Source organism: Streptomyces sp. NPDC003943, assembly GCF_053605265.1.
This window is the reverse complement of sequence record NZ_JBSGIW010000090.1, coordinates 1-13,480: the sequence shown is the minus strand read 5'-3', so window position 1 is coordinate 13,480 and position 13,480 is coordinate 1. Positions and strand designations below refer to the sequence as shown.

Sequence of the window (13,480 nt, the reverse complement as noted above, 5' to 3'; positions counted from 1 at the left end):
GATCCGCATGCCTGGCATCACGCGCGAGGAGGTCGCACACCTCGCACGGCTGGCGCGTCTGGAGCTCAAGAGCGAAGAACTCGACCACTTCGCCGGACAGCTCGACGACATCATCGGCGCGGTCGCCCGCGTCTCCGAGGTCGCCGACCAAGACGTACCGCCGACCTCCCACCCGCTGCCGCTGACCAATGTCATGCGCGCGGACGAGGTCCGTCCGTCGCTCACCCCCGAGCAGGCGCTCTCCGGCGCCCCGGCCCAGGAGCAGCAGCGTTTCAAGGTGCCGCAGATCCTGGGGGAGGACTAAGAACGTCATGACGGACAACAGCACCATCATCAAGCTCACCGCCGCCGAGATCGCGGCGAAGATCGCCTCCGGCGAGCTCACCGCCGTCCAGGTCGCCGAGGCCCACCTCGCGCGCATCGAGGCCGTCGACGAGAAGGTCCACGCCTTCCTGCACGTCGACCGCGAGGGCGCCCTCGCCCAGGCCCGCGCCGTGGACGAGAAGCGCGCCCGGGGCGAGAAGCTCGGCCCGCTGGCCGGTGTGCCGCTGGCGCTCAAGGACATCTTCACGACCCAGGGCGTGCCCACGACGGTCGGCTCGAAGATGCTCGAGGGCTGGATCCCGCCGTACGACGCGACCCTGGTCAAGAAGCTCAAGGCCGCCGACGTGGTCATCCTGGGCAAGACCAACATGGACGAGTTCGCCATGGGCTCCTCCACCGAGAACAGCGCCTACGGCCCGACCGGCAACCCGTGGGACCTCACCCGCATCCCGGGCGGCTCCGGCGGCGGCTCCTCGGCCGCGCTCGCCGCGTACCAGGCCCCGCTCGCCATCGGCACGGACACCGGCGGCTCGATCCGCCAGCCCGCCGCCGTCACCGGCACCGTCGGCGTCAAGCCGACCTACGGCGCGGTCTCCCGCTACGGCATGGTGGCCTTCTCCTCCTCGCTGGACCAGGGCGGCCCCTGCGCCCGTACGGTGCTCGACGCGGCCCTGCTGCACGAGACGATCGCCGGGCACGACCCGCTCGACTCCACCTCCGTCGACCTGCCGGTCCCGCCGGTGGTCGAGGCCGCCCGGAACGGCTCGGTGGCCGGGATGCGCGTCGGCGTCGTCAAGCAGTTCCGCGGCGAGGGCTACCAGGCCGGCGTGATGCAGCGCTTCGACGAGTCCGTCGAGCTGCTGAAGTCGCTCGGCGCCGAGATCGTCGAGGTGGACTGCCCGTCCTTCGACCTCGCGCTCTCCGCGTACTACCTGATCGCGCCGTCCGAGTGCTCCTCCAACCTGGCCCGCTTCGACGGTCTGCGCTACGGCCTGCGCACCGGCGACGACGGCACCCGGTCCGCCGAGGACGTCACCGCGCTCACCCGCGAGGCCGGTTTCGGCCCCGAGGTCAAGCGCCGCATCATCCTCGGCACGTACGCGCTGAGCTCGGGCTACTACGACGCGTGGTTCGGCTCGGCCCAGAAGGTCCGCACCCTCATCAGCCGCGAGTTCGAGAAGGCCTTCGAGCAGGTCGACGTGATCGTCTCCCCGACGACGCCGACCACCGCCTTCCCGATCGGCGAGCGCGCCGACGACCCGATGGCGATGTACCTCGCGGACCTGTGCACCATCCCGACCAACCTGGCCGGCAACTCCGCCATGTCGCTGCCCTGCGGCCTGGCGCCGGAGGACGGTCTGCCGGTCGGCCTGCAGATCATCGCCCCCGCCATGAAGGACGACCGTCTCTACAAGGTCGGTGCCGCCGTCGAGGCCGCCTTCGTGGAAAAGTGGGGTCACCCGCTGCTTGAGGAGGCTCCGTCGCTGTGAGTGCACTGCAGAAGGCCAAGGGCTTCAAGAAGTCCAGGACCGGCACGTACCTGTCCATGGGCACCACCGCCTTCGGCGCCGTGAGCGTGCTGAAGCAGGTCAAGAAGGCCCGCACCGAGCACGACACGCTGCAGCTGATCGACGCCGTCGTGTCCGCCGCCGCGATCGTCACCGGCCTCGCGATCCTGTACCGCGAGCTGAAGCGTCTCGGCGACGACGACGTCCTGATGGGCTGAGAGGGAAGTTCCACCGTGACTGTCACTGAACTGCTGTCGTACGAGGCGGCGCTCGCCGAGTACGACCCCGTCATGGGCCTGGAGGTCCATGTCGAGCTGGGCACCAAGACGAAGATGTTCTGCGGCTGCTCGACCGAGCTCGGCCAGGACGCCAACGCCCAGACCTGCCCGACCTGCCTCGGCCTGCCCGGCGCCCTGCCGGTCGTCAACGCCGTCGGCGTCGAGTCGGCCATCAAGATCGGCCTCGCGCTGAACTGCGAGATCGCCGAGTGGTGCCGCTTCGCCCGGAAGAACTACTTCTATCCGGACATGCCGAAGAACTTCCAGACCTCCCAGTACGACGAGCCGATCGCCTTCAACGGCTACCTGGACGTCCAGCTGGAGGACGGCGAGATCTTCCGCGTGGAGATCGAGCGCGCCCACATGGAGGAGGACACCGGCAAGTCCACCCACATCGGTGGCGCGACCGGCCGCATCCACGGCGCCTCGCACTCGCTGCTCGACTACAACCGGGCCGGCATCCCGCTGATCGAGATCGTCACCAAGCCGATCGTCGGCGCGGGCGAGCGGGCCCCGGAGGTCGCCAAGGCGTACGTGGCCGAGCTGCGCGAGCTGATCCGCGCCCTGGGCGTCTCCGAGGCGCGCATGGACAAGGGCCAGATGCGCTGCGACGTCAACCTGTCGCTGATGCGGAAGGACGCGGCCACCTTCGGTACGCGCTCGGAGACGAAGAACGTCAACTCGCTGCGCTCCGTGGAGCGGGCGGCGCGCTTCGAGATCCAGCGGCACGCGGCGATCCTGGAGGCCGGCGGCACGGTCGTGCAGGAGACCCGTCACTTCCACGAGGACGACGGCACCACCACCTCCGGCCGCATCAAGGACAACGCCGAGGACTACCGCTACTTCCCCGAGCCGGACCTGGTGCCGGTGGCCCCCTCCCGCGAGTGGGTCGAGGAGCTGCGGCAGGCCCTGCCCGAGCTGCCGCGCGTGCGCCGCAACCGGCTGCGCGAGGAGTGGGGCGTGTCCGAGCTGGACATGCAGTCCATCCTCAACGCGGGCGCGGTCGACGCGATCGTCGCCACGACCGAGGCGGGCGCCGACGCGGCGTCGGCCCGCAAGTGGTGGATGGGCGAGCTGGCCCGTAACGCCAACGAGAAGGGCGTCTCCCTCGAGGAGCTCCCGATCGCCCCGGCGGACGTCGCCCGTGTGTCGGCCCTGGTCGCCTCCGGTGACCTGAACGACAAGCTGGCCCGTCAGGTCATCGAGGGCGTCCTCTCCGGCGAGGGCACCCCGGACGAGGTCGTCGAGAAGCGCGGTCTGAAGGTCGTCTCGGACGAGGGCGCGCTGGCCGCGGCCGTGGACGAGGCCATCATCGCCAACCCGGCGATCGAGGCCAAGATCCGCAACGGCAAGGTCCAGGCGGTCGGCGCCCTGGTCGGCGCGGTCATGAAGGCCACGCGCGGCCAGGCCGACGCGGCGAGGGTCAAGGACCTGATCCTGGAGAAGCTGGGCGTCAGCGAGGGCTGATCCCGGCCCCGTACGGCCCAAGGGCGCGGCCCCGCACCGGAGTTCCGGTGCGGGGCCGCTCTCGTGTGCTCGCTCGCTGCTGTGCTCGTCCGTCAGAAGCAGGAGATGGTCGTCGAGGGGCGCATCAGCAGGGAGCTGGCCTCGTCGCGCTGGCCGATGTGGTTGCCGTCGACGCCGTCGTCGGTGAGCCGGTCGTAGTTGACCGAGCTGCCCGGGTTGACGCAGAAGACGAGGCCGCCGCCGTAGTTGACGTCGTAGTAGTAGTGGCTCTCGTAGCCGCCGCTGCTGGAGTTGCTGGCCGACCACGAGTTGTCGTTCACGCCGTGCCCGCTGGTGAACACGTCGTTGGTGAAGTCGGGGTCGCTGTTGTAGTAGTTGTGCACGGAGGCACCGATGCTGCCCTCGAAGAGGCAGTGGTAGCCCGAGGGACAGCTGGGGCCGGCCGAGGCGGTCGTCGCGGTGGCGATGCCGCCGCCCAGGAGGAGCGCGGTCGCGCCGGCGACGGCGGCGGCCTTCCTGCGGATTCCGGAGTTCATGCCGATCCTGCGCATGGTGTGTTCTACCTTTCGGTTGTCGGTAGTGCTGCGTGAGGCACGGTCCGCAAGGGCGCACGGGGGAGAGGAAGCTCCTCCGTGCGCCCGCCTCGGTCTGCGGACCGAGAAGGTGTCCGCGGTCAGAAGCAGGAGATGGTCGTCGAGGGGCGCATCAGCAGGGAGCTGGCCTCGTCGCGCTGGCCGATGTGGTTGCCGTCGACGCCGTCGTCGCTGAGCCGGTCGTAGTTGACCGCGCTGCCGGGGTTGACGCAGAAGACGAGGCCGCCGCCGTAGTTGACGTCGTAGTAGTAGTGGCTCTCGTAGCCGCCGCTGCTGGAGTTGCTGGCCGACCACACGTTGTCGTTGATGTTGAGCGACGTGCCGTCGAAGTAGTTGTCGGTGAAGTCGGCGTCGCTGTTGTAGAACGCGTGCCCGGCGGAGGTGCCGATGCCGCCGATGAAGACGCAGTGGTAGCCCGACGCGCAGTTGGGTCCGGCCGAGGCGGTCGTGGCGGTGGCGATGCCGCCGCCCACGAGGAGCGCGGTCGCGCCGGCGACGGCGGCGAACTTCCTGCGGAGGCCGGACTTCGGGTGGGTCGAGGACACGAGCGGTAGTCCTTTCGTCTGCGGACCGCGCTCTGCGGTCCGCCGGGGACATCCGCTCCCGGGGCCGGAAGCGGAAGACTGTGGTGGTACGGGAGGGGGCTGGGGGGCCGGGTTCGGGGCTCAGCCGGTCGTGCCCAGGACCTCGTCGGCGGCCTTGTTCTGCCGGGCGGACAGCTTCTTCCAGTCGGCGCCGACGGTGGGGTGCTCGTCGAGCCAGCGCTGCTGGGCGACGGCGAGCCGGTGGTACGCGGTGGTCAGGTACCCCGTCTCCGCCTTGCAGCGCAGATCCGCCGCGGCGACCGGGCTGGTCCGCCGGGCCTCCGCCGAGCGCAGCGAGTTCAGGACCGCCACGGGGTCCTGGGCCTTGACCTTGTTCCGGTCCATGCACTCCCGCCAGCGCGTGGTCGCCGCCCGGAACTCGGCGTCCTTCTCCACGTCGCCGCGCGCCTGCTGCTGCGCCTCGAAGAGCATGATCCGCACCTGGAGCCAGCGCATCCGTCCGTCGCCGAGCAGTCGCGTCTCGGCCTCGGCGAGGCAGCCCTCGCCCGGCCGGGAGACGCTCATCCGCAGGCCCTTCGCGGTGACCCGCGCGCTCTCCCGGCCGAACAGGGCCCGGGCGTAGGCGTCGGTGCTCTCCGGGCTGCCGGGCCGGGGCGGCGCCTCGGACGGCGGCGTGGGGGTTGCCGTGGCCGCGGTGCGCGCCGGGGGCGCGGACTCGAGGCCGAAGGGCTGCGGGCGCTCCTCCGAAGCGTCCGCGCCCGGGTCCGCGGCCGGGGGAGCGGGGGCGTAGCGGTAGCCCCGCCGGGCCATGCAGGCGATCGCGACCTTCTGCTGGGCCCGGGCGCTGCGCAGCTGGGGGGTGAAGAGCAGGTCGGTGACGGGTGGCAGTCCGTGCAGCGCGGTCAGCCCGGCCGGCGCCACCGCCTGCTTGGGGGCGGGTGCCGCGGGCGGGGTCCCGGTGGCTCCGGAGCAGCCGGCCACCGTGACGAGGGCCGCTCCGGCGGCCAGTGCGCGTACGAGCCCCCGCGCGGCGACACGCCCGCCGAAATCGTTCCTCGCCAGGGTCTCGGGCATTTTACGATCCACCGTCCTGTTGGTGAGCGTGCTGGTCGAACACCGTTCGGGTCAGAGTCTGTGAGACGGGGGGAGTTCCGTGAACTTCATTGCGCTGAAACGTAATTGCCGTGGTGGGAGGGGTTGAGATGCTGCGGATTCACTTCACCGGGGAGGACCTCGCGCGGATCCGGATCGCCTCCGGACCCGACCCGATGTGGGAACTGCTGATCAGCCTCCACCGGCTGCGAAGACGGGACGCCGGGGTGCTCTTCGGGCCGTGGCTGCGGGAGTCGCTGCCCCGAGTCCCGTCCGCCACGCGCCTGTTGACGGCCCTCGCGCCACCGGTCGGCTACGCGGCGGACTTCCTGACCCCGGCGGTCGAAGGAGGTCTGGCCGAACGGATGGAGGCGCTGCGCGCCACCCCGCTGCGCCAAGTCCAGCGTGACTTAAGCGAGTTCGCGCGCCAGAACGGGAGCCGGCGGCTGCCGTCCTGGAGCCGGGAGCTGGCGACGGGGAAGCCCGAGGGGCTGGGGCGCCTGGCCGACGCGGCGAGCGCGTACTTCGACACGGTGCTCGCCCCGTTCTGGGAGCGCATCCGGGTCCAGGCGTGCCGGGACCGGTCACGCCGCTCGGCCGTGCTGGCGGAGGGCGGCTGGGACGCGGTCCTCAGCACGATCCACACGTCCGCGCACTGGGAGTATCCGGTGCTGCGGCTCGACTTCCCGGTCGACCAGGACCTCCATCTCGACGGTCGTGGCCTGCTGCTCCAGCCGTCGTTCTTCGCCCGTTACGCCCCGACGACGCTCGCCGACCCGACGCTGCCGCCGGTCCTCGTCCACCCGATCGAGCACGACGCGTGGTGGGCGACGCCGGAGAGCACGCCGGCCGGCGGCCGCGCGCTCGCGGCGCTGATCGGCCCGACCCGGGCGATCCTGCTGTCCGCGCTGGCCGACGGCATCGCGACGACGGGCGAGCTCGCCCGTCGCGCGGGCACGACGGCGCCCAACGCCAGCCGTCACATCACGGCCCTGCGGGAGGCGGCGCTGGTCTCCAGCCTGCGCCACCGCAACGCGACCCTGCACTCGGTCACCGAGCTCGGTCTCGCCCTGCTGGACGGAGGCAGCCCCCGCCTCGGCGACTAGCGCGGCGAAGGCCGCGTACCCGCCTCCCGTGGCTCAAGGGCGCGGCCCCGCACCGGAGTTCGGGCGCGGGGCCGGCGCCGTACCCGCTGCTATACGATCGCGCCTGATCGACACGTGATCACATGGGGGGAATACATGTCCGTTTTCCGGAGAGCCCTGGCGCTGGGCGCCGTCGGCTCGCTCGGCCTGGCCGGCGTGCTCGGCCTGCAGGCCGGCCCGTTCGCCACCGCGGCGGCCGCCGCGACCACGTTGGGAAGCAGCCAGTTCCACGGTGTCAACTGGGCCGATCCGCGCGACAACTACGCCGACGACGAGGTCGTCCCGTCCGGCCTGTCGACCGCGGACGACTACCTGACGACGTACAACAAGTCGGCCGCCGTCATCGGCCAGTTCCAGAGCAAGTTCGGGGCCGACACCGTCCGGCTCCCGGTCAACCCGGCCACCGTCAACGGCCCTTGGTGGGGCTCGTACGCGGGCGCCGTCGACGCGGCCGTCGGCAAGGGCGCCAAGGTCGTGCTCGCCTACTGGGAGGGCTCCGGCGCCGCCAAGGACGGCCGGATCGACGACCAGGCCGCCTACGACGCGATGTGGGCGACGATCGTCGACCGGTACGCCGACAACGACCGCGTCTACTTCGAGCCGATGAACGAGCCCTTCGGCTACTCCGCGAGCGAGTGGACCGACACCGCCGCCCGCTGGCTCGGCGACCACGGCCGCAGCATCCCGCGCGACCGCGTCTTCGTCGGCGGCACCGGCTACAGCGAGGACGTCCGGCCCGTCTGCGCCGACAGCCGCCTCGCCGGCACCCACCTCTCGCTGCACCAGTACGGCTTCTGGCACGCGGACTGGACCCAGCACTCCCAGTGGTCCGCCGACCTGCGCACCAAGGTCGGCACCTGTGCCTCCCGCACCGTCCTCACCGAGTTCGGCGCCACACTGAACACCGGCCTGGACTACAACGGCCCGGTCAACGGCTCGAACGAGATCGCCTACCTCCAGGCCGACACCGACACCCTGCGCGAGCTGAACATGGGCTCGGTCTACTGGCCCGGCCTGCGCAACGGCGACGGCTACAGCCTCACCGAGCTCCAGGGCACCGGCACCGACCTCACCCTGCGCACCACCAACACCTCCGCCGCCGACCGGCTCGCCTGGTCCTGGTTCGGCACCGGCCGCCCGGCCATCACCGCGGGCGTGCTGCGCGGCGTGGGCTCCGGCCTCTGCCTGGACGTGCCGGGTGCCTCGCACGAGCCGGGCACCAAGATGATCATCTGGTACTGCAACGGCCAGGGCAACCAGCAGTGGACCTACACGGCCGCGAAGGAGCTGCGGGTCTACGGCGACATGTGCCTGGACGTCGACCACGGCGGCACGACGGGCGGCACCCCGCTGATCCTGTGGCCGTGCAACGGCGGCACCAACCAGAAGTGGAACATCAACGCCGGCGGCTCGGTCACCGCGCAGGACTCCGGCCTGGCCCTCGACGTCGGCGGCGCGGCCACGGCCGCCGGCAGCTCGGTCGGCCTCTGGTACGGCAATGACGGCAGCAACCAGAAGTGGCAGCGCAGCTGACCCGCTGACCCGTGTGGCGGGGGCCGGGGACTTCCGTCCCTTACCCCCGCCACACCTTTGTGACCATTGCCACGAAAGGGACAAACGATCACGTTTGGCTGCGACAGTGGGCGGAACACCGATCCATCCAGGGAGCGCGTCCGTTGGCAGCCATCGCCCGATGGTGCGTGAAGCACCGCCTCGCCGCAGTCCTGCTCTGGCTCCTCGCTCTCGGCGGGGTCGGCACCGGGGCGGCGCTCGCCGGCAGCGCGTACTCCAACGACTACGAGGTCCCCGGGACCGAGTCCGGCCGCGCCACCGCCCTCCTCGAGAAGGGCTTCCACGGCGCCGGCGGTGACACCGACACCATCGTCTGGCACACCGACCGCGGCAGCGTGAGCGCCTCCGGGGTCGAGCAGCGGATGACCGGCATGCTCCGCAAGGTCGAGGCCCTCCCCGGCATCGCCTCCGTCACCTCCCCGTACGGCTCCGCGCCGGGCCAGATCAGCGCGGACGGGCGCACCGCCTACGCCACCGTCACCTTCGACGCCCAGGCCGACGAGATCCCCGAGGCCGAGGCCCAGGCCCTCGTCGACACCGCCAAGGCCGCCGAGACCGACGGCGTCCAGGTCGAGCTCGGCGGCGCCGCCGTCGGCTCCACCGAGGCCGGCGGCGGGCACATCGCCGAGATCGTCGGCGTGGCCGTCGCCGCCGTCGTCCTCTTCCTCGCCTTCGGCTCCCTCGCCGCGGCCCTGCTGCCCATCGCGACCGCCCTGGTCAGCGTGGGCATCGCCTTCTCCGGCATCGTGCTGCTCGGCCACGTCATGACGGTGGCCGACTTCGCGCCGATGCTCGGCATGCTCATCGGCCTCGGCGTGGGCATCGACTACGCGCTGTTCATCGTGACCAGACACCGCAAGGGCCTCAAACGCGGTCTGCCGGTCGAAGAGGCCGCCCGGACGGCCGTCGCCACCACCGGCCGGGCCGTGGTCTTCGCCGGCGCCACCGTCTGCATCGCGCTGCTCGGCATGCTGATCCTGCGGCTCAGCTTCCTCAACGGCGTCGCCATCGCCGCCTCGCTGACCGTCGTCCTCACCGTCGCCGCCTCCGTCACCCTGCTGCCCGCGCTGCTCTCCCTCATCGGCATGCGCGCCCTCAGCCGCCGCGAGCGGCGGCAGCTCACCGAGCACGGCCCGCAGCCCGAGCTGCCCACCGGCTTCGCCGCCCGCTGGTCCGCCTTCGTCGAGCGCCACCCCAAGCTGCTCGGCGCGGCCGCCGCCGTCGTCATGGTGGTGCTCGCGCTGCCGACGTTCTCGCTCCACCTCGGCTCCTCCGACCAGGGCAACAACCCGGCCACGGCGACCACCCGCAAGGCGTACGACCTGATCGCCGACGGCTTCGGCCCCGGCACGAACGGGCCGCTCACCCTCGTCGCCTCGCTCGACGGCGCCGACGACCGGCTCGCCCTCGACCAGCTGCCGGCCCGCCTCGCGCACACCCAGGGCGTCGAGTCGGTCTCGCCGATCACGTACAACAGCTCCGGCGACACCGCCGTGATCACCGTCGTCCCCGACTCCGCGCCGCAGTCGAGCGCCACCAGCGACCTCGTCGACCGGCTCCGCGACCACGTCGTGCCGACCGCCTCCGACGGCACCTCGCTCCAGGTCCACGTCGGCGGCGTCACCGCCTCCTTCGACGACTTCGCCCAGATCATCGTCGGCAAGCTGCCCCTCTTCGTCGGCGTCGTGATCTCCCTCGGCTGTGTGCTGCTGCTGCTCGCCTTCCGCTCCATCGGCATCCCGCTCAAGGCCGCGCTGATGAACATCATGGCCGTCGCCGGTGCCTTCGGCGTGGTCGTCGCGATCTTCCAGTGGGGCTGGGGGAGCGAGCTGCTCGGCCTCGGCAGCGCCGGGCCCATCGAACCCTTCCTGCCCGTGATCATGGTCTCGGTGCTCTTCGGCCTCTCCATGGACTACCAGGTCTTCCTGGTGAGCCGGATGTACGAGGAGTGGCTGGAGACCGGCGACAACCGCCGCGCGGTACGGGTCGGCCTCGCCGAGACCAGCCGGGTGATCAACTCGGCGGCGGTCATCATGATCTCCGTCTTCCTCGCCTTCGTGCTCTCCGGCGACCGGGTCGTCGCCATGTTCGGCATCGCGCTCGCCGCCGCCGTCGCCCTCGACGCCTTCGTGCTGCGCACCCTCCTCGTCCCCGCGCTCATGCACATGCTCGGCGGCGCCAACTGGTGGCTGCCCCGCTGGCTGGACCGCCGGCTGCCCCGGATCAGCATCGAACCGCCCGAGTGCCGCGACGCCGCCGACGCCCGCGCGGAGCTCCCCACGGAGATCCCCACGGAGATCGCGGACGCCGCGGAGAGCGCCGGGATACCGGCTCAGCGCGTGGTCATGACCAAGGCCGAGGAAGCCTAGGACCTCCCCGTGAGGCCCTAAGGCACCCTGAGGTACGCCTAAGGCCCCCCGTACGTCGAACATGCGGCACCCGCCCGATGCCGCAGACCCCCCTGGGAGACGAAAGTAGAGGCATCGCAAGGAGCGATACCGAAACCGAAATCCCCAGGGAGCACACGATGTTCGAGTACCAGCTGCACGTCGCCCACCACGCCGAGCTCGTCGCCGAGGCCGCCGCCCAGCGCCTGGCCAACGAGGCCGCCCGCGCCGCCCGCCGCGCGCGCCGCACCGGCCGCCAGGAACCGGAGGGGCGGGTGACCGCCGACCGGAACCGCTTCGCCCGGGCCGCGTGACCTCCACATGGTCACCCGTACGAGCGGAGCACCGGACCTCTGTGCCATGCTCGGCGCCGTGGAGACCAGGTCAGTCAGCCCCGTCTTCGTCGGCCGCGCCGGCGAACTCAACGCCCTCACCGAGGCGCTCTCCCGCGGCGGCGCGGGAGAGCCCCAGGCGCTCCTCGTCGGCGGCGAGGCCGGTGTCGGAAAGACCCGCCTGATCGAGGAGTTCACCGCCCGGGCCCGCGCCCAGGGCGCCGTCGTCGCCCTCGGCGGCTGCGTCGAGGTGGGCGCCGACGGGCTGCCCTTCGCGCCCTTCTCCACCGCCCTGCGCGCCCTGCGCCGGGAACTCCCCGAGGAGTTCGCCGCCGCCACCGAAGGCCACGAGGGCGAACTCGCCCGGCTGCTTCCCGAACTCGGCGACGTCGGCGGCCTCGAACCCGCCGCCGAGGACGCCACCGCCCGTCTCTTCGAGCTGACCGCACGGCTCCTGGAACGCCTCGCCGAGGACCGCACCCTCGTCGTCGTCCTGGAGGACCTGCACTGGGCCGACGCCTCCACCCGGCACCTGCTCGCCTACCTCTTCCGCACCCTCGACCGCGGCCGGATCGCCGTCGTCGCCACCTACCGCGCCGACGACATCCACCGCCGCCACCCGCTGCGCCCGCTGCTCGCCGAACTCGACCGGCTGCGCTCCGTCCGCCGCGTCGAACTCAGCCGCTTCACCCGCGCCGAGGTGCACCGTCAGCTCACCGGCATCCTCGCCGCCGAACCCGAACCGGCCCTGCTCGACGAGGTCTTCCGCCGTTCCGACGGCAACGCCTTCTTCGTCGAGGAACTCGTCGCCTCCCACGAGTGCGGCTGCGAGGTCGGCTCCCTCAGCGAATCCCTCCGCGACATCCTCCTGGTCCGCGTCGAGACCCTGCCCGAGTCGGCCCAGCGGGTCGTCCGGATCGTCGCCGAAGGCGGCTCCACCGTCGAGTTCGAACTGCTCGCCGCCGTCGCGGGACTCCCCGAGGACACCCTCATCGAGGCCCTGCGCGCCGCTGTCGGCGCCAACATCCTGCTCGCCGCCCCCGAAGGCGACGGCTACCGCTTCCGCCACTCCCTGGTCCGCGAGGCCGTCAGCGACGACCTGCTGCCCGGCGAACGCACCCGCCTGCACCGCCGCTACGCCGAGGCCCTGGAGGCCGACCCCGGCCTGGTCCGCGCCGACGAGCGCGCCAACCGGCTCGCCACCTACTGGTACCACGCCCACGACGCCGCCCGGGCCCTGCCCGCCGTGCTCCGCGCCTCCGTCGAGACCCGCAAGCGCCACGCGTACGCCGAGCAGCTCCGGCTCCTCGAACGCGCCCTGGAACTCTGGGACAAGGTCGCCGACGAGGTCCGCAGCTCGCTGCGCCCCATCGACTACGCAGAGGCGTACCCGGCCTGCGGCTGCGACCCCGAGACCACCCCGCTGCGCTACGTCGACCTGCTCGCCGAGGCCGCGGTCGCCGCCCGTCTCTCCGGCGAACGCGAACGAGCCCTGAAGATCGGCCGGACCGCCCTGCGGATCCTCGACGAGGACGGCGAGCAGGACCCGCTGCGCGCCGCCTGGTTCTACGTCGAGGCGGCCCGGATGAAGTCCAACCTGGCCCGCGGCGACGGCTGGGCCGAGATCGCCCGCGCCCAGGAACTCGTCCGCGGCCTGCCGCCGTCCGCCGTGCACGCCGTCGTCCTCGCCGTCGCCGCCGGCTGGGGCATGCTCCGCAACCCCGGCCACGCGGCGCTCGCCGCCGCCGAACGGGCCGTCGAGTACGCCCGCCTGGTCAAGGCCGAGGCGACCGAGCTCAACGCCCGGCTCACCCTCGGCACCATCCTGGTCCTCGCCGGAGACGTCGAGGAGGGCCTCGCCGAGATGCACGAGGTGCGGAAGCGGACCACGGCCCTCGGCCAGTTCCACGAGGCCGCCCGCGCCCACGTCAACATCTCCTCCTCCCTGGAGGGCCTCGGCCGCTCCCGCGAGGCCGTGGAGACCGCCGCCGCCGGCATCGACATGGCCCGCTCCCGCGGCCTCGTCGACAGCGCCGGCTGGATCCGCGCCAACCTCGCCGAGTCGCTGTACTCGCTCGGCGAATGGGACCGCGCCCAGGAGGAGGCCGAGACGCTGCTGCGCACCGGCGCCGCCGTCACCAAGCCCGGCGGCAGCGCCCTGGCCCTGCTCGCCCAGCTCGCCGTCGCGCGCGCCGCCCCCGCCCCGCCCCCCCCCCCACGACAGAGCACCCCACACA

Annotated in this window: 12 protein-coding genes; 9 read left to right on the top strand and 3 right to left on the bottom strand. The window is 72.1% G+C overall.

Annotation, left to right across the window (positions count from 1 at the left end; translation table 11 throughout):
* The first annotated feature begins 7 nt into the window (after positions 1-7).
* Genes gatC through gatB form a run of 4 tightly spaced genes read left to right on the top strand, consistent with a single transcriptional unit; the run spans position 8 to position 3,577 of the window.
* The gene (gatC, locus tag ACWEV0_RS29240; RefSeq protein WP_007266718.1) at positions 8-304 is read left to right on the top strand and encodes an Asp-tRNA(Asn)/Glu-tRNA(Gln) amidotransferase subunit GatC; all 297 of its coding nucleotides are present in this window, start codon (positions 8-10) and stop codon (positions 302-304) included.
* A 7-nt stretch (positions 305-311) separates the two neighbouring features.
* Positions 312-1,814, top strand: coding sequence for an Asp-tRNA(Asn)/Glu-tRNA(Gln) amidotransferase subunit GatA (gene gatA / locus ACWEV0_RS29235; protein WP_453152623.1), 1,503 nt, complete (start codon positions 312-314; stop codon positions 1,812-1,814).
* A gap of 56 nt (positions 1,815-1,870) precedes the next feature.
* Positions 1,871-2,050 (top strand): hypothetical protein, encoded by a 180-nt coding sequence (locus ACWEV0_RS29230; protein ID WP_403792557.1) that lies wholly within the window; start codon positions 1,871-1,873, stop codon positions 2,048-2,050.
* A gap of 15 nt (positions 2,051-2,065) precedes the next feature.
* Positions 2,066-3,577, top strand: coding sequence for an Asp-tRNA(Asn)/Glu-tRNA(Gln) amidotransferase subunit GatB (gatB, locus tag ACWEV0_RS29225; protein ID WP_453152622.1), 1,512 nt, complete (start codon positions 2,066-2,068; stop codon positions 3,575-3,577).
* Between the two features lie 92 nt (positions 3,578-3,669).
* Here gatB and ACWEV0_RS29220 read toward each other — a convergent pair whose 3' ends face one another.
* From ACWEV0_RS29220 to ACWEV0_RS29210, 3 genes are all read right to left on the bottom strand, one after another.
* On the bottom strand, positions 3,670-4,128 hold the full coding sequence (locus ACWEV0_RS29220; RefSeq protein ID WP_453152621.1) for a hypothetical protein: 459 nt from the start codon (positions 4,126-4,128) through the stop codon (positions 3,670-3,672).
* A gap of 122 nt (positions 4,129-4,250) precedes the next feature.
* Complete coding sequence (locus ACWEV0_RS29215; RefSeq protein ID WP_453152620.1) at positions 4,251-4,715, bottom strand: hypothetical protein; 465 nt, start codon at positions 4,713-4,715, stop codon at positions 4,251-4,253.
* A gap of 120 nt (positions 4,716-4,835) precedes the next feature.
* Positions 4,836-5,789, bottom strand: coding sequence for a hypothetical protein (locus tag ACWEV0_RS29210; RefSeq protein ID WP_453152619.1), 954 nt, complete (start codon positions 5,787-5,789; stop codon positions 4,836-4,838).
* Positions 5,790-5,917: 128 nt separating this feature from the next.
* Here ACWEV0_RS29210 and ACWEV0_RS29205 point away from each other — a divergent pair, with 128 nt between their 5' ends.
* From ACWEV0_RS29205 to ACWEV0_RS29185, 5 genes are all read left to right on the top strand, one after another.
* Positions 5,918-6,913, top strand: a complete 996-nt coding sequence (locus ACWEV0_RS29205; protein WP_453152618.1) for an ArsR/SmtB family transcription factor — start codon at positions 5,918-5,920, stop codon at positions 6,911-6,913.
* Between the two features lie 135 nt (positions 6,914-7,048).
* Complete coding sequence (locus ACWEV0_RS29200) at positions 7,049-8,485, top strand: ricin-type beta-trefoil lectin domain protein (RefSeq protein WP_453152617.1); 1,437 nt, start codon at positions 7,049-7,051, stop codon at positions 8,483-8,485.
* Between the two features lie 143 nt (positions 8,486-8,628).
* On the top strand, positions 8,629-10,893 hold the full coding sequence (locus ACWEV0_RS29195; RefSeq protein WP_453152616.1) for an MMPL family transporter: 2,265 nt from the start codon (positions 8,629-8,631) through the stop codon (positions 10,891-10,893).
* Positions 10,894-11,051: 158 nt separating this feature from the next.
* Positions 11,052-11,225 carry a hypothetical protein gene (locus ACWEV0_RS29190; RefSeq protein ID WP_453152615.1) on the top strand — a complete coding sequence of 58 codons (174 nt, stop codon included), beginning with the start codon at positions 11,052-11,054 and terminating at the stop codon, positions 11,223-11,225.
* A gap of 7 nt (positions 11,226-11,232) precedes the next feature.
* On the top strand, positions 11,233-13,480 hold a 2,248-nt coding region (locus ACWEV0_RS29185; RefSeq protein ID WP_453152614.1), incomplete at its 3' end, for an ATP-binding protein.

What these genes read in the sequence shown, in the direction of transcription:
- ACWEV0_RS29210 (WP_453152619.1), bottom strand. Translation starts at nt 5,789, where the DNA reads ATGCCCGAGACCCTGGCGAGGAACGATTTCGGCGGGCGTGTCGCCGCG.
- gatC (WP_007266718.1), top strand. Translation starts at nt 8, where the DNA reads ATGCCTGGCATCACGCGCGAGGAGGTCGCACACCTCGCACGGCTGGCG.
- ACWEV0_RS29200 (WP_453152617.1), top strand. Translation starts at nt 7,049, where the DNA reads ATGTCCGTTTTCCGGAGAGCCCTGGCGCTGGGCGCCGTCGGCTCGCTC.
- gatA (WP_453152623.1), top strand. Translation starts at nt 312, where the DNA reads ATGACGGACAACAGCACCATCATCAAGCTCACCGCCGCCGAGATCGCG.
- ACWEV0_RS29220 (WP_453152621.1), bottom strand. Translation starts at nt 4,128, where the DNA reads ATGCGCAGGATCGGCATGAACTCCGGAATCCGCAGGAAGGCCGCCGCC.
- ACWEV0_RS29190 (WP_453152615.1), top strand. Translation starts at nt 11,052, where the DNA reads ATGTTCGAGTACCAGCTGCACGTCGCCCACCACGCCGAGCTCGTCGCC.
- ACWEV0_RS29205 (WP_453152618.1), top strand. Translation starts at nt 5,918, where the DNA reads ATGCTGCGGATTCACTTCACCGGGGAGGACCTCGCGCGGATCCGGATC.
- ACWEV0_RS29230 (WP_403792557.1), top strand. Translation starts at nt 1,871, where the DNA reads ATGGGCACCACCGCCTTCGGCGCCGTGAGCGTGCTGAAGCAGGTCAAG.